We start from the raw sequence: 16,704 nt of genomic DNA on the forward strand, positions 1-16,704 counted from the left end.
CATGTCCGATCCGATTGCGACCGATCCGAAGGCCGGGGCGGACGTCACCCCGGAGTCCACGGCCCCGGAGTCCACGGCCAAGCCGCCGGTCCGCATCTTCCTGGTGGTGGTGGACGAGAGCCCGGAGCTTCAGCTCGCCCTGCGCTACGCCTGTCTGCGCGCCCGCAAGTCAGGGGGCAAGGTGGCGCTGCTCTACGTCATCGAGCCGGGCGAGGTGCAGCAGTGGCTGGCCCTGGAAAACCTGATGCGCGAGGAGCAGCGCGCGGAGGCGGAGCAGAAGCTGCAGAAGCTGGCGCGCGACGTGAACCGCCTGACCGGCACCCTGCCGGCCCTGTACGTGCGCGAGGGCAACCGCCGCGACGAGGTGCTGGCCCTGATCGACGAGGAGCCGAGCATCTCCATCCTCGTGCTGGCCGCCGGCATCGAACCGGAAGGGCCGGGGCCGCTGATCTCCTATTTCACCAACCGCGGCCTCGCGAAGATGCGCATTCCGCTGACCATCGTGCCGGGCGGCATCGGCATCGACGCGCTGGACGCCATCACGTAAGGCATCAGCGGCCGTAAAGCGCGGTCAGGCTGCGCTGGTCGATGTCGGACCGGTCGTCGGTCAGCACCGGGTGCCCGGCCAGTTCGGCGGGTGCCAGCGTCTCCAGGATGCGCGAGGCCGCGTACGTCGCACCCGGCGGAGCGGCGCGCAGGCGTACGCTCAGCTCCTCCAGCGTACGCGCCTCCTTCGTGGCGATCAGCAGGTAATTCCCGCGCCCGGCGTCGGCGACGTACACCGACGGGAAGACCGCGCCTTGCGTCGCCGCCAGCGGCCCGACCAGGGCGTCGCGGTCCATGGGGGAGGCGACGTTCATGACCAGCACGCCGCCCGGCGCCACCCGCCGCTCCACCGCCGCGAAGAACTCCCTGGTCGCCGTGAAGAAGGGGATCAGCGCGGTCGAGTAGAGGTCGACGATCACCACGTCGTGCTGCTCCGGCGACCGCTCGACGTGGCGGCGGGCGTCCTCCACGGCGACGCGCACCTCCGGCCGCAGGCCGAACCACTCCCGCGCCACCTCGACCACCGCGGGGTCCAGCTCCACCCCCAGGATGTCGGCACCGGGCCAGCGGTCGAGGATTTCCTTGGCGGCGGCCCCGCCGGCCAGCCCCAGCACCAGGACGCGCGTGCCGTTGCCCAGGGCCGGGACGGCGGCGAACAGGTCGTAATAGAGGCCGGTCGGGCCGCCATCCTTGCGCAGCCGGGACTGGGTGGCCCAGGCCACGTTCAAATGCAGGCGGATCTGCTCGGCGTCCTCCTGCACCATGATCGTGTTGTGCGGCGTCTCGCGGTAGAGGGCGAAGCCCTGGCCCTCGCCATGGCCGGCGGCCCAGGCCAGGGGAACCGCCAGGGCCGCGGCGGCGGCCACCCGTTTCCCACCCGGAACGAACAGGCCGGCGAGCGCCGGCAGGACCGCCGCCAGGGCGTAGCCCGCCGACACCCCGACCTGCGGGATGGCGTAGAAGGAGGCGAAGAAGGTGCCGCCGATGCTGCCCAGCGTGCCGACCGCGTAGATCCGCCCCGCCGCCGCCGCACCGGTCAGGCTGCTCAGGCCCGCGCAGATCGGCGACACCATGGCCAGCGCGAAGGACGGCAGCCCGAGGATCAGCGCCGCCCCGACGACAGACCCCTCGACCGCGTTGAAGCGGCCCGCGGCGTCGGCGAGCATCGGCTTGCCCAGCCAGGGCGTCAGCGCCGCCGCGGCGACCCCCGCCAGCAGGGCGGCGCGCAGCGCCGGCACCGCCTTCGGCCCGTCGCCGAGCTGACCGCCGGTCCAGTAGCCGGCGGCCATGAAGGTCATCACCACGCCGATGACGGCGCCCCACTGATAGACCGAATAGCCGAAATGCGGCGCCATCAGCCGCCCGCCGAGGATTTCCATCATCATCAGCGACCAGCCCGCGGAAAAGGCAGCCGCGGCCAGCGCGAAGGAGCGGAGGGACGGGCGGGCGGGGGAGGGCTCGGAGCCGATCAAGGCCGGCGGCCGGGGGCTCGTTGCAGCGCCCTGTTCATCAGTCCCATCATAAGTCCGTGTGTTCTCCCTTCAAGCCATAGACCTCGATCGGGTCGTTCAGTCCCTTCACCGGATGCCAGCCCACCGAGACGAGGCGGCTGGCGCAGGCCTCGGCCACCTCGGCGGAGGTCAGGACGTTGCGGTCCAGCCGGCTGCACAGACCCTCGATCCGGCTGACCAGATTGACCGCCGGGCCGATGACGGTGAAGTCCAGCCGGTTGGCGGAGCCGATGTTGCCGTACATGACCTCGCCCATGTGCAGCGCGATGCCGCAGCGCAGGGTCGGCTGGCCCCAGGCGGAGCGTTCGGCGTTGCGGGCGGCCATGTCGGTCAGCGCCTCCTGCGCGGCGTCCAGCGCCTTGGTGCAGGCGGCGGCCCCGGTCGGGTCGCTCTCCTCCAGCGGGAAGATGGCCAGCATGGCGTCGCCGATGAATTTCATGATCTCGCCGCCGCGGCTCTCCACGGCGCCGCCCATGATCTCGAAATAGCCGTTCAGCAGGGCGATCAGCTCCTCGCGCGGCAGCCGGTCGGCCAGCGAGGTGAAGCCGCGCAGGTCGCAGTACCACAGCACCGCGCGGACGTTGGCGCCGGTCCCACGGCGGATGTCGCCGGACAGGATGCGCGCGCCGGTGCGGTGGCCGACATAGGTGTCCAGCACCGTCGTCGCCAGCCGCCGCAGGGCCAGCGTCTCCAGCACCGCGCCCAGCGCCGGCAACACCGCGTCGACCAGCGCCAGATCGGCGGTGGAGAAGCCGCCGGGCCGGTCGGTGGTGAAGCTCAGCACGTTGCGCCGCCCCCCGGCGAACAGCACGGTCATGGCGACATAGTCGGTCGCCCCCTGCGCTTTCAGCTCGGCGAAGACCGGGTATGGGTAGGGCGGCTCCATCTGCTCCAGCCGGTAGCGCAGGCCGTCGGCCCCGTCCTCGATCAGGGTGGCGAAGGGGCTGGTCAGATATTCGTCGCTGGTCTCGGTGCCGTGGGCGCGGGTGGCGATCTCCACCTGCTCGGCGTTGCGGCGCCAGAAAAAGGCGATGGTGCGGATCTGCGGGTGCAGCAGGGGCAGGGCGCAGACCGCGCGCAGAAGCGGGACGCCGGACGCCATCAGGCGCCGGCAGAAGCGGTCCATCATCGGCTCGAAGCCGGGCGCGTGCCGGCCTTCGAGCAACAGCCATTCGACGACCTCCCGCGCGGCGTCGTCGATGGATGGGGCCCCAGGGATGGCCGCGGGAGTTGCCGGTGCGGTGGCGACGGGCGGTGCCATGCTCACGGATCGATAACCATAAAGATGCGATGCTTGATCTGTCGGCGGATTCTGCCCAAGTTTCGCCTACGCCGCCAGTGTTGTTCGGCGCCGATGGAGGATATCACCATGTTCATTCAGACCGAGCAGACGCCCAACCCGGCGACTCTCAAGTTCCTGCCGGGGCGTGACGTGCTCGGACGCGGCACCGCGGACTTCCCGTCCCGCGATGGCGCCGCCGCTTCGCCGCTGGCCCAGCGGCTGTTCGAGATCGACGGGGTCCAGGGCGTGTTCCTGGGCGCCGACTTCGTGACCATCACCAAGGCCGGCGACAAGGAGTGGTTCCTGCTGAAGCCGTCGATCCTCGGCGTCATCATGGAGCATTTCACCGCCAACCGCCCGGTGCTTCTGGAAGAGACGGCCGGCGACGGCCACGCCGCCAGCGCGGACGACGACGAGATCGTCACCCAGATCAAGGAACTGCTGGACACCCGCGTGCGCCCGGCGGTGGCCCAGGACGGCGGCGACATCACCTTCTACGGCTTCGAAGAAGGCGTGGTGTATCTGGAGATGAAGGGGGCCTGCTCCGGCTGCCCCAGCTCCACCGCCACGCTGAAGGCCGGCATCGAGAACATGCTGCGCCACTACATCCCCGAGGTGGTCGAGGTCCGCGCCGTCCGCTGACGGCATCCACCGGACGGGCGTGGCCGGCACCGGCCGCGCCCGCCGGCGTGTCTCTCCACTTGTTTATTCCGGAACGACGAACTGCATGCCCAGCCAGCGCCAGCGCCCCTCGGGGGCGGGCAGGGTGCAGTTCACGCGCGTGCGGCCCGGCGGGAAGGGGTCGCGGATGCGCACTTCCACCCGGTCCTCCGTCACGCGCTCCAGCGCCGTCCGGCCCTGGCCGGCGGCGAAGCAGGCCAGCCGCGCGATGTCGCCGATCTCGTCCGACACGGTGAAGCCGATCGAGGGCGGGTTGACGGTCAGCAGCGGATCGTCGGGCGTCAGGTCGGTCACCGGCAGCGGCAGCGCGTTGGCGGCCAGCCGGAAGCGGTCGACGCTGCCGAAACTCTCGTTCATCACGAAGCGGGGCAGGGTCGCCCGGTCGGCCTGCGGGTGCAGGACGCCGGACTGCTGGCCGAAGGCGGCGGCGAAGCCCTGCTCCGTCACGATGGTCCGCACCGCCGACGACACCTCGCCCTGCGGGTAGGCGAACAGGGTGGGGCGCTGGCCGGTCTCCGCCTGCAGCCGGTCGGCCATGCGGCGCAGCTCCGCCTTCACCTCGTCGGCGGGGCGGGACACCAGCGACTGGGTGGAGGCGCCGAGCCCGCCGAGCGTGACCCCGGCGGCGGCGAGCTGCCGCACCTCCGCCCAGGTCATGTGGGCGGGCGACCCGCGGTCGATGGCGTCGGTCGCCACGAACAGGGTGAAGGGAAGACCCGCCGCCTTCAGCCGCGGCCACGCCTCGCGGTAGGCGGAGCGGCTGGCCTCGTCGATGGTGATCGCCACCGCCCGGTCGGGCAGCGGCGCGCCGCTGCGCAGCGCCTCCAGGATGCGGGGCAGGGGCAGCACCTGATAGTCGCCGTCCTGAAGCTCGTCCAGATGGGCTTCGAACTGGTCGATCCGGATGCTGATGGACGGGGTCTGGTCCTCGCCGAACCGGTCGTAGGCGAAGACGACGGCGGTGTTCGCGGTTCCGTCTCCAGCAACGGCGGGCGCCGCAACGCCGGGGCTTCCCGCCAGGGCCTGGAAGGCCCAGGCGGCGGCCACGGCGAAGAGGGTGGCGGCGCGGCGGAACGGCATGGCGGCCTGTCGTGGGTCCGGAACGGTCGCGCGGCCGGATGAAGGGTCCGGGCTGCGCCACGGCTGATGTGGCACAGGCACGCTGCCGGGAACAAGTCCGCAACACATACGCCGCGCTTCGCGCGCTTTCGTGATGCAGCCTTGCAACAACCCCTCGGACAGCAGGCCTTTTGATCAGCCCATCATCAGCCCGCCCAGGGCCGTGTCGGTCAGCAGGGGGTAGCGCCGCTCGTCCGGGAGTTGATAGTGCCACCACTCGCAGCCGTAATGCCGCCAGCCCGCCGCCGTCATGACGCCGAGAAGGGCGGCGCGGTTGCGCTGCTGCTCCGTGGTCAGGTCGGTGCGGCCATGGTGCGACTGTTCGGTCATGTCGTCGAAGCCGGTGCCCATGTCCAGCGGGTGCCCGGCCCCGTCGGCCAGCGTCAGGTCCACCGCGATCCCCCGGGAATGGGTGGAGCCGCCCGACGGGTCGGCGATGTAGGACGGATCGGGCAGCGCCCGCCACAAGGCCCATTGCGCCTCGACCGGGCGGAAGGCATCGTACAGCCGCAACCGGCAGCCGATGCCGCGCGCCAGCCGGATCGCCGCGCGCAGCGCCGTCGCCGCGTCGGGGTGCAGCAGGCAATGCGGATGCCGGTAGATGGGCAGCCCGGTCAGGTTGTCCGGCGTGGCGTACAGCAGGTCGATGTCGACGTCGAAGTCCGGTGGTGCGATGGGTGTGAGCATGATCCATGCCGTCAGGGAAGGTCGGGGCTGTCTATCACGCTCTTGACCCAGGCTTGAAGTGGGGCTTTGAAGATGGCGGATCCGACGACGCGTGTGAGGCGATGAGAGTTCTGGGACTGGACACGGCGACCTCCGGCTGTTCGGCCGCGCTGTGGGACGACGGCGCCGTCACCGTGCGGCGGCGCGAGCCGATGGCGCGTGGGCAGGCGGAAGCGCTGGTGCCCCTGGCGCATGCGGTGATGACGGAGGCCGGCTGCGCCTTCGACGCGCTGGACCGCATCGCCGTGACCGTCGGGCCGGGGGCCTTCACCGGGCTGCGCATCGCCCTGGCGGCGGCGCGCGGCTTCGCCCTGGCCGCCGGGCTGCCGGTGGTCGGAATCACCAGCTTCGACGCGGTCGCTCATGGGTTGCCGGACGCGGAGCGGGACGGCCGCGCGGTGCTGGTCGCCGTGGACTCCCGCCGCACCGAGCCGTTCCTGCACCTCTTCCACCCGGACCTGACGCCGTTCGGCGAACCGGCGATGCTGGAGCCCGCCGCGGTGCCGGGCTGGCTGGACGGGCTGCTGCCCGCAGGCCCGCTCCTGGTGGCCGGCGACGGGGCCGGCCCGTTGCGCCCGCTCCTGGACGGGCGTGCCGACACCGTTTTCGCCGCCGGGCCGGGCACGCCCGACGCCGCCGTGGTCGCCGCCCTGGGCGCCCGGCGGGAGGTCGGTCTGCCGGCCCAGCCCTTCTACCTGCGCCCGCCCGACGTCTCCCTGCCGCGGAAGACGGCATGACGGCGCTTGCGTCCGGGACGTCCCGTCCGGTCCGTCTTCAAACCGCCGGCCTCGCCGACGCCGCGGTGATCGCGGCCCTGCAGCAGGTCTGCTTTCCCGACGATCCCTGGAGCGGCGAGGCGGTCGCCAGCCTGATCGGCCAGCCCGGCTTCTTCGCCGCGCTGGCCTTGCGGGAGGGCGCGGAGGGCGACGATCCGGTCGGCTTCCTGCTGGCGCGGGTGGCCGCGGAGGATGGCGAGATCATCGCCGTCGGCGTCCGGGCCGACGCGCGGGGGCAGGGCACCGGGCGGCGGCTGGTCGCGGTGGCGCTGGACGGCGCCCGGGCGCTGGGCGCCACGGCGCTGTTCCTTGAAGTCGCCGAAGACAATGGTATGGCGCAATCCCTGTATAAATCTTGTGGCTTCTTTGCCGTGGGCCGTCGTCCCGGCTATTACCGCAGGGCGGACGGAAGGGTTGCCGCCCTGGTGTTGCGGTATTCGTACACCGACAATTAAACCTTAACCTTTCTGAACCCACAAACGGTGCACCCCGTCCGGCTCATCCGGATTTTCGGGCGTCACGGCGAGAATGGAGTGACCCAGTTCGGCTAAGGATCGGGGTACATTCTCCAAGGGTTCGCCAGCGTTCAGCCGGACTTCAAGCGTCTGCCCGGCCGCCATGCGCTCCACCGACAACTTGGTCTTGACGAAGGTTAACGGGCACACCTCGCTGGTGATGTCCAAAAACAAATCCGGAGATTTTTTTTCGTACACTGCTTCCTCTTTAAGAGCAAAGGATGGATATTGCACGCGGCCACAAACCTCTTTATATGGAGAGGAACGCCAAGCTGCGGAGCAAGCTTACATGAGCAATGGTAACCCTTCCAACGCGCTGTTGTCTCTGACCACGGAGATCGTGGCGGCGCATGTCTCGAACAATACAGTCGCTCTCGGCGATCTTCCGACGCTGATTGAGCAGGTGTACAAGTCACTCGCGAATGTCGGGACCGAGCCGGTTGCGACTGAGGAGCGTCCGCAGCCCGCGGTGCCCATCAAGAAGTCCGTCACTCCCGACTACATTGTATGCCTGGAGGATGGCAAGAAGCTGAAGATGCTGAAGCGCCATCTGAAGACGGCCTACGACATGTCGCCCGAGGAATACCGCGACCGCTGGGGCCTGCCGGCCGACTATCCGATGGTCGCCCCGAACTACGCCCGCCAGCGCAGCTCGCTGGCCAAGCAGATCGGTCTCGGCACCCGCGCCCGCCGCGGCGCGGCCTGAGGTCCGTACGGGCTTGTGCGTTGGTGTCCGGCGGACCGCCGCTGTTCGGTCCGCCCCGGAACCCCATCGCCCGCATGTGACCGTTTCTTCCTTCCCGCGCGATCATCGCCGTCCCGCCTTGCCGCCGTCCCCGTCCGCCGGGGCCGGACCTTGTGGCTTGCCCGGAATCCGGGCTTGCCGGGGACGGGTTCGTCACGTCGCGGTTGACCGGCAACCGGCCATTCGTGTTATCCCTGTTCCGTGCCCGACCGGGCTCCGGAAGGAGAACCGGCGGTTGCCGCGACCCGAACAACGCCAGCGAAGCGTCGAGTATGGCTGATACAGGCACGGACCAGGGCAGCTCTTCGGATCTGCGCATGGGCTCCCTCGAAGTTCGGCTGGCCGAAAGCGCCGCCGAGATCGACTGGGCCCAGGCGTTGCGCTACCGCGTCTTCTACGAGGAGATGTCGGCGGTGCCGTCGCCGGACATGGCCGCGCGCCACCGCGACTTCGACGACTTCGACACCATCTGCGACCATCTGCTGGTCATCGACCACGCCCGCGGCGACGGCCCGGACTCCGTGGTCGGCACCTACCGGCTGATCCGCCGCCCGGCGGCGGCCAAGGCCGGGCGCTTCTATTCCAGCGACGAATACGACATCGGGCGCCTGCTCAGCTATCCGGGGGAGATCCTGGAGCTGGGGCGGTCCTGCGTCGACGCCGCCTACCGCACGCGCGGCAGCAGCATGCAGCTGCTGTGGCGCGGCATCGCGGCCTACGTCTTCCACCACGACATCGCGGTGATGTTCGGCTGCGCCAGCCTGCCGGGCACCGACCCGGTGGCGATGGCGGAGCCGCTCGCCTACCTGCATCACTTCCATCTGGCCCCGGAGGATCTGCGCCCGGTGGCGCTGCCGGAACGCTATGTCGGCATGGATCTGATGCCCCGCGACCAGGTCGACCCGAAGCGCGCGCTGACCGTTCTGCCGCCGCTCATCAAGGGCTATCTGCGGCTGGGCGGCTTCATCGGCGACGGCGCGGTGATCGATCACCAGTTCAACACCACCGACGTGTCGATCGTGGTGAAGACCGACCTGATCACCAACAAATATTCCAAGCATTACGAGCGGCGCAGCCGCGACGCCCAGATCGCGTGATCCAAGATCGCATCGGGAAACGGGCGCATCAGGAGGCGGGTGGCATGACGGCGGTGGATGCAACCGGTGCGCGCGCCTTGGGATCGCCGGTGCGCGGCGGCCTGCGTCTGGCGGTCTATCTGCTGTGGACGCTCCTGCTGATCCCGGCGCAGGCGCTGGCCGTCGCGCTGCGCTCGCCGCTGCGCCACCGCATCCCGCAGCTCTACCACCGGGTCTGTGCCGCCATCCTGGGCATCGGCGTCGTGGTGCGCGGCGAGCGCGCCACGGACGGGCCGGTGCTGTTCGTCTCCAACCATTCCTCCTACCTCGACATCACGGTGCTGGGGTCGGTCATTCCGGGCTCCTTCGTGGCGAAGAGCGAGGTCGCCGGCTGGCCCTTCTTCGGGGTGCTGGCGAAGCTGCAGCAGACCGTCTTCGTGGAGCGCAAGGCCCGCTCCGGGGTGGAGAGGCAGCGCGACGAGCTGGGCGCCCGCCTGGACGCCGGCGACAGCCTGATCCTGTTCCCCGAGGGCACCTCCAGCGACGGCAACCGCACGCTCCCCTTCAAGACGGCGCTGTTCGCGGTGGCGGCCCGGCGCATCGGGGACCGGCCGCTGACCGTGCAGCCGGTCAGCATCGCGCCGACGCGGCTGGACGGCATCCCGATGGGGATCGCCTTCCGTCCCTGTTACGCGTGGTACGGCGACATGGATCTCGCGCCGCATCTGTGGACCGTCTTCACGCTGGGCCGCATGACGGTGGAGGTGGAGTTCCACCCCCCGGTGACCATCGACGGCTTCTCCAGCCGCAAGGCCCTGGCCGATCATTGCCAGCGCGCCGTGGCGCGGGGCGTGGAGCGCGCGGTGTCCGGAAGGCCGACGCCCACCGTTGTCCCGTGACGGAAACTTTCCACACCGCGAAATGGAAAGACACCGCGCGGGCACGATTGACTCGTTTTCCCGCACTCGTGCTACCATATCGCCAGGGTGCGATGCCGCGACGCGGCGGGTCGCGCGCCGGATTGCCCCGGTTGGACCGGTGCCGTCCAGGCGCGCGTTTTTGCATTGGTCCGGCTATCGGTTGGCCCGGACAGGGTTGGCCTGGATATGATTGGCCGGGATCGTTCAGCGCTGTGGAAGGGATCGTTGAGTAAGAAGCTCTTCATCAAGACCTGGGGTTGCCAGATGAACGTCTATGACTCCGCCCGCATGGCGGATGTCCTGGCACCCCTGGGCTACCGGCCGGTGGACGAACCGGACGGCGCCGATATGGTGATCCTCAACACCTGCCACATCCGTGAGAAGGCCTCCGAGAAGGTGTTCTCGGAACTGGGCCGGCTGCGCCAGCTCAAGGACGTCAAGGCCGAGGCCGGCGACGGCCGGATGATCGTCGCCGTGGCCGGCTGCGTCGCCCAGGCCGAGGGCGAGGAGATCGTCGCCCGCGCCCCCTTCGTGGACATGGTGTTCGGGCCGCAGACCTATCACACCTTGCCGGAGATGGTCGCCAAGGCCAGCCGCAAGGCGGGCAGCGTGCTGAACACCGACTTCCCCGTGGAGTCCAAGTTCGACTTCCTGCCGGACGAGAGCGCCAGCCAGGGCGTCTCCGCCTTCCTGGCGGTGCAGGAGGGGTGCGACAAGTTCTGCACCTTCTGCGTGGTGCCCTACACACGGGGCGCCGAGTTCTCGCGGCCCGGCGCCCAGATCGTGGCGGAGGCCCGGCGCCTCGTCGCCGGCGGCACGCGCGAGATCAACCTGCTCGGCCAGAACGTCAACGCTTGGCACGGGGAGGGTCCGGACGGCACCACCTGGGGCCTCGGGCGGCTGGTCCGCGAGCTGGCGGACATCGACGGGCTGGAGCGCATCCGCTACACCACCTCGCACCCGCGCGACATGGAGGACGACCTCATCCGCGCCCACGCCGAGGTGCCGCAGCTCATGCCCTACCTGCATCTTCCGGTGCAGTCCGGGTCGGACCGCGTGCTGGCGGCGATGAACCGCAAGCACACGGCGGACGACTACCGCCGCATCGTCGAGCGGCTGCGCGCCGCCAAGCCGGATCTGGCGCTGTCGGGCGACTTCATCGTCGGCTTCCCCGGCGAGAGCGACGCCGACTTCGCGGCGACGCTGCGCCTCGTCACCGACGTCGGCTACGCCCAGGCCTATTCGTTCAAGTACAGCGCGCGTCCCGGCACCCCAGCGGCGCTGGAGCACGGCCAGGTGCCCGAGGACGTCAAGGAGGCCCGTCTGGCCGCGCTCCAGCAATTGCTGAACGCGCAGCAGCAGGCCTTCAACGAGAGCTTCGTCGGGCGCACCGTGCCGGTCCTGTTCGACCGCGTCGGCAAGCGCGCCGGCCAGCTTCTGGGCAAGAGCCCCTATCTGCAGTCGGTGCACGCCGAGGCCAACGAGCGGCTGCTCGGCCGCATCGTCGCGGTGCGTGTCGACGCCGCCCATCCGAACAGCCTTGCCGGCAGCGTGGCGACCGGTGAATACCGCAGCTCCGCCACCGGCACGCAACCCGTGGAGGCGACCGCTTGAACGGCTTGCCCGATCAGCGCCCGGATCAACGGATTGATCTGAACTTCGACGACAACCGGCTTCTGCCGATGCTGTACGGGGAGCATGACCGCCACCTCGCCCGCATCGAGAACCAGCTGGGTGTTTCCCTGATCTCCCGCGGCAACACGCTGACCATCGCCGGTCCGGCGGAATCGTTGGAAGCCGCCCGTTCGGCCATCGACGCCCTCTATGAGCGGCTGAAGCGCGGCATGACCGTCGGCACCGGCGAGGTGGACGCCGCCGTCCGCATGGCGACCGGAGTCGGCGGTGCGGTGCGCGACCAGAATCTGGCGACGCTCAGCCGGGGCGAGGTCGCGGTGCGCACCCGCCGCAAGGGCGCGATCACCCCGCGTTCCCCCATGCAGGCGGCCTATCTCCAGGCTCTGGCGGAAAGCGAGATGGTCTTCGGGCTCGGCCCGGCCGGCACCGGCAAGACCTACCTCGCCGTCGCGCAGGCGGTGGCGCTGCTGACCACCGGCCAGGTGGACCGCATCATCCTGTCGCGCCCCGCCGTCGAGGCGGGGGAGCGGCTGGGCTTCCTGCCCGGCGACCTCAAGGAGAAGGTGGACCCCTATCTGCGCCCGCTCTACGACGCGCTGCACGACATGCTGCCGGCGGAGCAGGTGAAGAAGCGGCTGGAGTCCGGCGAGATCGAGATCGCGCCGCTCGCCTTCATGCGCGGCCGCACGCTCGCCAACGCCTTCGTCATCCTGGACGAGGCGCAGAACACCACGCCCATGCAGATGAAGATGTTCCTCACCCGACTGGGCGAGGGGGGCCGCATGGCGGTCACCGGCGACATCTCCCAGACCGACCTGCCGGCCGGCGCCAAGTCCGGCCTGCGCGAGGCGCTGGACATCCTGGAGAGGGTGGAGGGCATCCGCTTCGTCCAGTTCACCGCCGCCGACGTGGTGCGCCACCCGCTGGTCGCCCGCATCATCCGCGCCTATGACCGTGCCGAGGGCGCCCGCGCCGAAAGCGACCGCACCGATGGCCGGCGCAGGCCCGCCCCCCGTCGGCCCGCCGTCGCGGACGACGAGCCGGATGACCGGCCGGACGGGGAGGGAACACCGTGATGGCCGTCGATGTCGTCGTTTCACGTGAAGCGGGCGAGTGGGCGGACAACGCCGAATGGCTGTGCGAACGCGCCGCGCTCGCCGCGCTCTCCGTCACCTATGACGAGGATGAGGGGCCGGCGGAGCTGTCCGTCGTGCTGGCCGACGACGCGCTGGTGCACCGCCTGAACCGCGAATACCGCGGCAAGGACAAGCCGACCAACGTGCTGTCCTTCGCCCTGACCGAAGCGGAGGAGCCCGAACTGGGCGAGGACGCGCCGGTCATGCTGGGCGACGTGATCCTGGCCTGGGAGACCGTCGCCCGTGAAGCCGCCGAGCAGGGTAAAACACCTTCGGACCATATGACCCACCTTGTGGTGCATGGCGTTCTTCATTTGCTCGGGTATGATCACGAGACGGATGACGAGGCCGAGGAGATGGAGCAGCTCGAAACCGACGTGCTCGCGACCCTCGGCATCGCCGATCCGTACGCCGCGACGCGCTCTCCGCCCGGGGAGCCGAATTTGGACGAACAACCGCCGGACCGATGAGCGAGATTTCCGACAGTCGAACGCCCCGTGAAGACGGGGCCGAAGATCAGCAATCCTTGGGCCACCTGTTTCGCGGGTGGATGAGGACCGTTTTGGGGGGGCGCGACGACGCCACCCTGCGCGCCACGATCGAAGACCTGATCGAGGATCAGGACAGTGGCGAGGGATCGCTGGGAGCGGGCGAGCGTGCCCTGCTCGCCAACATCCTGAAGCTGCGCGATCGCACCGTCGACGACGTGATGGTGCCCCGCGCGGACATCGTGGCGGTGGAGGTGGACACGCCGTTCCCCGCTCTCGTCCAGCGCATGGCGGCGGATGCCCATTCCCGCCTGCCGGTGTTCCGTGAAACGCTCGACGACGTCGTCGGCATGGTCCACATCAAGGACGTGCTCGGGGCGATGGCCAGCCCGACGCCGGTCGAACTCAAGGACATCGTGCGCGACCTCAGCATCGTCGCCCCCAGCATGCCGGTGGTCGACCTGCTGGTGCAGATGCGCCAGAAGCGCCAGCACATGGCTCTGGTGGTCGACGAGTTCGGCGGCATCGACGGCCTCGTCACCATCGAGGATCTGGTCGAGGAGATCGTCGGCGAGATCGAGGACGAGCACGACGAGGAGGCGACCCCCCATTTCGTGGAACGCCCCGACGGCACGATCCTCGCCGACGCCCGCGTCTCCATCGAGGATTTCGAGGACCGCGTCGGCGCCTTCCTGACCGAGGAGGAGCGCGAGGAGGTCGACACGCTCGGCGGTCTCGTCGTGTCGCTGGCCGGGCGTGTGCCGGGCAAGGGGGAGACGCTGATCCACCCCTCCGGCCTGGAGTTCGAGATCGTCGAGGCCGACCCCCGCCGAATCAAGCGGCTGCGCGTCCGCACCGCGCCCGCCGAGAACTCCGCCCTGGCCGAGGTCGGGTAAAGCCCCGCGGGGTTTTCCACGACGAAGACGCGAAGGACACAAAGACGGCACAAAGAGGCTCTACCGCATCCCCGGCGTAACGGGGGAGCGGGGAGCTTCCTTGTGAGCCTCTTCGTGCCCTTCCTCTGGAGTGTCCCCCTTGACCGCCACCGACATGACGACCACCCCGGCCCGGCTGGGCCGCCTGTCCGCGGGTCTGGCCGGGCTGACCGGATGGCGCCGGCTGCTGGCGGCGGCGGGATTCGGCGGTCTGGCGACGCTGGCCCTGCCGCCGGCCGACGCCGTGCCGGTGCTGCTGATCGCCTTTCCGGGGCTGCTCTGGCTGCTCGACGGGGCGCGGACGAAGCGGCAGGCCTTCGCGGTGGGCTGGTTCTTCGGCTTCGGCCACCACCTGCTCGGCCTCTACTGGATCAGCGCGGCGCTGTTCACCGACATCGAGCGCTTCTGGTGGGCGCTGCCGCTGTCGGCGGCGGGGTTGCCGATCCTGCTGGCGATGTTCACCGGCGGCGCCACGCTGCTGGCCTGGACGCTGAGGGGAAGGGGGCTGGGGCGGGGCCTGGGAAAGGTGTTCCTGTTCGCCGCCTCCTGGGCTCTGTTCGAATGGCTGCGCGGCCATGTCTTCACCGGCTTCCCGTGGAACCTCATCGGTTATGGCTGGACGGGCGTCCTGCCGGTTCTGCAGGGCGTCTCGCTGATCGGCATCTACGGCCTCAGCCTGCTGACCGTTCTGGTGGCGTCGCTGCCGGCGTCGCTGGCCGATGCAACGGTGCCGCGCCGCCGCGCCTGGAGCGCGCTGGCCGCCGGGCTGGCGCTGTTCGCGGCGCTGGGCGCCTGGGGCGGGCTGCGGCTGGCCGGAGCGTCGGACGCCACGGTTCCGGACGTGCGGCTGCGGTTGGTCCAGCCGGCCATCGACCAGCGGCTGAAATGGGCGGCGGGCGAGCGGGCGCGCAACGTCCAGCAGCAGATGGAACTCTCCGCCGCACCGTCCACCGAGCCGATCACCCATGTGATCTGGGCGGAGACCGCGGTGCCGCTGTTCCTCGACCAGGACGCCCGGCTGCGTCAGGCGCTGGGGTCGGTCACCCCGCCGGGCGGGCTGCTCATCACCGGGGTGCCGCGCATGGAGGCCGGGCCGGAGGGCGAGCCGCTCTATTACAACAGCCTCGCGGCGGTGGACGGCAGCGGCGCGGTGACCGGACGCTTCGACAAGTTCCACCTCGTGCCCTTCGGCGAGTACATGCCGCTGCGCCGCTGGCTGCCGGTCGGCGCTATCGCCGGCAACGGGGCGGAGTTCTCCGCCGGGCCGGGGCCGGTGTCGCTCGATCTCAAGGGCCTGCCGCCGGTCAGCCCGCTGATCTGCTACGAGGTGATCTTCCCCGGCGCCGTGCTGCCCGCCGCGGAGGACGGCGCCGCACGGCCGCGCTGGATGCTGAACCTGACCAACGACGCCTGGTACGGCAACACCGCCGGCCCGCATCAGCATTTCGCCATCGCCCGGACCCGCGCGGTCGAGGAGGGGATGCCGCTGGTCCGCGTCGCCAACACCGGCATCTCCGGCGTGGTGGACTCCCACGGCCGCGTCACGGCCATGTTGCCGCTTGGTTACAGGGGTGTGGTCGATGCGGCCTTGCCGGAAGCGCTGCCCACCCCCACTCTCTACGGACGGGTGCGCGACGGCGCGTTCGGGTTGCTTCTTTTGACCTGTTTCGCGGTGGGCCTGCGCGCACGACATCGCAGATAGCGCATCCGAGACTCTTTTTTCAATCACGCGCATCGGGAGCGCTCGGGCGCCCTTGACTGCATACATGGATATGTCGTATCAAGGTTGCACAACTGTTTCAGGGAATTAGAGCAATGCAAGCAACGCCAGCGCGGGGCCGCCGGGCCACTGCCGGCCGTCCCAAGACGGGAAAGCCGAACCCGATCGACGTTCACGTCGGTTCCCGCGTCCGGTTGCGCCGGACCCTTCTGGGCATGAGCCAGGAAAAGCTGGGCGAGGCCATCGGCCTGACCTTCCAGCAGGTGCAGAAGTACGAGCGCGGTGCCAACCGCATCGGCGCGTCCCGCCTGTTCGACCTCAGCCGCGTCCTGGACGTGCCGGTCTCCTTCTTCTTCGACGACATGCCGGCGGAAGCCGCCGCGGCCCCGGTCGATGACGAGGAGGGCGGCGCCGCCGGTTTCGAGGAGCGTTCGGGCGGCTACGAGCCGGACCCGATGGCCAAGCGCGAGACGCTGGAGCTGGTGCGCGCCTACTACCGCATCAACGACCCGTCGGTGCGCAAGCGCCTGTTCGAGCTGACCAAGGCCGTTGCCAATTCCGGCATGGTCGAAGCCGCCGAATAACGGTTGAGAGACCCGAGCCGAGCAACCGGAAGCAATCCGGACGGCAGGACGATTGGGGAACGCGGCCCTCCGGCCCGTTCCCCGATGTTTTTTTAAGGCGAATTTCCCTTGCGCTCCTCCAACCCGGGGGAGATCGCTTGACCTGGAACGCAAACCTTGTCACATACGGCAAATGACTGGCTTTCCGTGGGTGCTGCGCTGGTCTTCCCCATTAGTTCTGTAAAATAGCCCCCGTCCATTGCCGAGGTTCGTCGTGGCCAAGCTCAACTACGTGTTCACCAGCGAGTCCGTGTCCGAAGGCCATCCGGA

Annotated in this window: 18 protein-coding genes; 13 read left to right on the top strand and 5 right to left on the bottom strand. The window is 69.7% G+C overall.

The annotated features are described in order from the left end of the window. The first annotated feature begins 1 nt into the window (after window position 1). Complete coding sequence (locus tag DXK32_RS15775; RefSeq protein WP_114859377.1) at window positions 2-547, top strand: universal stress protein; 546 nt, start codon at window positions 2-4, stop codon at window positions 545-547. A gap of 4 nt (window positions 548-551) precedes the next feature. Here DXK32_RS15775 and DXK32_RS15780 read toward each other — a convergent pair whose 3' ends face one another. Then, window positions 552-2,018: a fused MFS/spermidine synthase gene (locus tag DXK32_RS15780; protein ID WP_114859378.1), complete on the bottom strand. Its 1,467-nt coding sequence runs from the start codon at window positions 2,016-2,018 to the stop codon at window positions 552-554. A gap of 46 nt (window positions 2,019-2,064) precedes the next feature. After that, entirely contained in the window at window positions 2,065-3,318 is a 1,254-nt protein-coding gene (locus DXK32_RS15785) for an adenylate/guanylate cyclase domain-containing protein (RefSeq protein ID WP_114859379.1), read from the bottom strand. Window positions 3,319-3,426: 108 nt separating this feature from the next. Between DXK32_RS15785 and DXK32_RS15790 the strand changes: the two genes are divergently transcribed. Beyond that, complete coding sequence (locus DXK32_RS15790; protein WP_114859380.1) at window positions 3,427-3,981, top strand: NifU family protein; 555 nt, start codon at window positions 3,427-3,429, stop codon at window positions 3,979-3,981. Window positions 3,982-4,044: 63 nt separating this feature from the next. On the opposite strand, the gene DXK32_RS15795 is transcribed toward DXK32_RS15790, so the two are convergent. After that, window positions 4,045-5,100 carry a polysaccharide deacetylase family protein gene (locus DXK32_RS15795; protein WP_114859381.1) on the bottom strand — a complete coding sequence of 352 codons (1,056 nt, stop codon included), beginning with the start codon at window positions 5,098-5,100 and terminating at the stop codon, window positions 4,045-4,047. A 174-nt stretch (window positions 5,101-5,274) separates the two neighbouring features. Further along, window positions 5,275-5,826, bottom strand: a complete 552-nt coding sequence (gene ddpX / locus DXK32_RS15800; RefSeq protein ID WP_114859382.1) for a D-alanyl-D-alanine dipeptidase — start codon at window positions 5,824-5,826, stop codon at window positions 5,275-5,277. 101 nt (window positions 5,827-5,927) lie between these two features. Here ddpX and tsaB point away from each other — a divergent pair, with 101 nt between their 5' ends. Together tsaB and DXK32_RS15810 are read left to right on the top strand one after the other, a co-directional pair. Next, window positions 5,928-6,602 (top strand): tRNA (adenosine(37)-N6)-threonylcarbamoyltransferase complex dimerization subunit type 1 TsaB, encoded by a 675-nt coding sequence (gene tsaB, locus DXK32_RS15805; protein ID WP_114859383.1) that lies wholly within the window; start codon window positions 5,928-5,930, stop codon window positions 6,600-6,602. Continuing rightward, window positions 6,599-7,096: a GNAT family N-acetyltransferase gene (locus DXK32_RS15810; protein ID WP_114859384.1), complete on the top strand. Its 498-nt coding sequence runs from the start codon at window positions 6,599-6,601 to the stop codon at window positions 7,094-7,096. Before tsaB ends, DXK32_RS15810 begins: the two co-directional genes overlap by 4 nt. A gap of 3 nt (window positions 7,097-7,099) precedes the next feature. Here the strand turns inward: DXK32_RS15810 and DXK32_RS15815 are convergent, their stop codons facing one another. Further along, window positions 7,100-7,390 carry a sulfurtransferase TusA family protein gene (locus DXK32_RS15815; RefSeq protein WP_432612348.1) on the bottom strand — a complete coding sequence of 97 codons (291 nt, stop codon included), beginning with the start codon at window positions 7,388-7,390 and terminating at the stop codon, window positions 7,100-7,102. Window positions 7,391-7,445: 55 nt separating this feature from the next. Between DXK32_RS15815 and DXK32_RS15820 the strand changes: the two genes are divergently transcribed. The 9 genes from DXK32_RS15820 to DXK32_RS15860 all read left to right on the top strand — a co-directional run bounded on the left by DXK32_RS15820 (window position 7,446) and on the right by DXK32_RS15860 (window position 16,395). After that, on the top strand, window positions 7,446-7,862 hold the full coding sequence (locus DXK32_RS15820) for a MucR family transcriptional regulator (RefSeq protein WP_014238866.1): 417 nt from the start codon (window positions 7,446-7,448) through the stop codon (window positions 7,860-7,862). Between the two features lie 311 nt (window positions 7,863-8,173). After that, entirely contained in the window at window positions 8,174-8,998 is an 825-nt protein-coding gene (locus tag DXK32_RS15825; protein WP_114859386.1) for a GNAT family N-acetyltransferase, read from the top strand. A gap of 44 nt (window positions 8,999-9,042) precedes the next feature. Further along, on the top strand, window positions 9,043-9,876 hold the full coding sequence (locus DXK32_RS15830; RefSeq protein WP_114859387.1) for a lysophospholipid acyltransferase family protein: 834 nt from the start codon (window positions 9,043-9,045) through the stop codon (window positions 9,874-9,876). 246 nt (window positions 9,877-10,122) lie between these two features. Beyond that, window positions 10,123-11,511, top strand: a complete 1,389-nt coding sequence (miaB, locus tag DXK32_RS15835) for a tRNA (N6-isopentenyl adenosine(37)-C2)-methylthiotransferase MiaB (RefSeq protein ID WP_114859388.1) — start codon at window positions 10,123-10,125, stop codon at window positions 11,509-11,511. Continuing rightward, a complete protein-coding gene (locus DXK32_RS15840) occupies window positions 11,508-12,608 on the top strand; it encodes a PhoH family protein (protein WP_114859389.1) in 1,101 nt (366 codons plus the stop codon). Before miaB ends, DXK32_RS15840 begins: the two co-directional genes overlap by 4 nt. Then, window positions 12,608-13,138: an rRNA maturation RNase YbeY gene (ybeY, locus tag DXK32_RS15845; RefSeq protein ID WP_114859390.1), complete on the top strand. Its 531-nt coding sequence runs from the start codon at window positions 12,608-12,610 to the stop codon at window positions 13,136-13,138. Before DXK32_RS15840 ends, ybeY begins: the two co-directional genes overlap by 1 nt. Further along, complete coding sequence (locus DXK32_RS15850; protein ID WP_205215727.1) at window positions 13,135-14,052, top strand: hemolysin family protein; 918 nt, start codon at window positions 13,135-13,137, stop codon at window positions 14,050-14,052. Before ybeY ends, DXK32_RS15850 begins: the two co-directional genes overlap by 4 nt. A gap of 130 nt (window positions 14,053-14,182) precedes the next feature. Continuing rightward, window positions 14,183-15,793 (top strand): apolipoprotein N-acyltransferase, encoded by a 1,611-nt coding sequence (gene lnt, locus DXK32_RS15855; protein WP_247877177.1) that lies wholly within the window; start codon window positions 14,183-14,185, stop codon window positions 15,791-15,793. A 113-nt stretch (window positions 15,794-15,906) separates the two neighbouring features. Then, window positions 15,907-16,395: a helix-turn-helix domain-containing protein gene (locus tag DXK32_RS15860; protein ID WP_014238857.1), complete on the top strand. Its 489-nt coding sequence runs from the start codon at window positions 15,907-15,909 to the stop codon at window positions 16,393-16,395. Window positions 16,396-16,704: the final 309 nt, after the last annotated feature.

The organism is Azospirillum brasilense, from assembly GCF_003349955.1.
GTDB classification, from domain to species: domain Bacteria; phylum Pseudomonadota; class Alphaproteobacteria; order Azospirillales; family Azospirillaceae; genus Azospirillum; species Azospirillum brasilense_B.

Bases quoted from the DNA above. Each gene is read 5' to 3' on its own strand.
- DXK32_RS15785 (WP_114859379.1), bottom strand. From the start codon at position 3,318: ATGGCACCGCCCGTCGCCACCGCACCGGCAACTCCCGCGGCCATCCCT.
- ybeY (WP_114859390.1), top strand. From the start codon at position 12,608: ATGGCCGTCGATGTCGTCGTTTCACGTGAAGCGGGCGAGTGGGCGGAC.
- DXK32_RS15790 (WP_114859380.1), top strand. From the start codon at position 3,427: ATGTTCATTCAGACCGAGCAGACGCCCAACCCGGCGACTCTCAAGTTC.
- ddpX (WP_114859382.1), bottom strand. From the start codon at position 5,826: ATGCTCACACCCATCGCACCACCGGACTTCGACGTCGACATCGACCTG.
- DXK32_RS15830 (WP_114859387.1), top strand. From the start codon at position 9,043: ATGACGGCGGTGGATGCAACCGGTGCGCGCGCCTTGGGATCGCCGGTG.
- DXK32_RS15860 (WP_014238857.1), top strand. From the start codon at position 15,907: ATGCAAGCAACGCCAGCGCGGGGCCGCCGGGCCACTGCCGGCCGTCCC.
- DXK32_RS15795 (WP_114859381.1), bottom strand. From the start codon at position 5,100: ATGCCGTTCCGCCGCGCCGCCACCCTCTTCGCCGTGGCCGCCGCCTGG.
- DXK32_RS15820 (WP_014238866.1), top strand. From the start codon at position 7,446: ATGAGCAATGGTAACCCTTCCAACGCGCTGTTGTCTCTGACCACGGAG.
- DXK32_RS15850 (WP_205215727.1), top strand. From the start codon at position 13,135: ATGAGCGAGATTTCCGACAGTCGAACGCCCCGTGAAGACGGGGCCGAA.
- DXK32_RS15825 (WP_114859386.1), top strand. From the start codon at position 8,174: ATGGCTGATACAGGCACGGACCAGGGCAGCTCTTCGGATCTGCGCATG.
- DXK32_RS15775 (WP_114859377.1), top strand. From the start codon at position 2: ATGTCCGATCCGATTGCGACCGATCCGAAGGCCGGGGCGGACGTCACC.
- tsaB (WP_114859383.1), top strand. From the start codon at position 5,928: ATGAGAGTTCTGGGACTGGACACGGCGACCTCCGGCTGTTCGGCCGCG.
- DXK32_RS15810 (WP_114859384.1), top strand. From the start codon at position 6,599: ATGACGGCGCTTGCGTCCGGGACGTCCCGTCCGGTCCGTCTTCAAACC.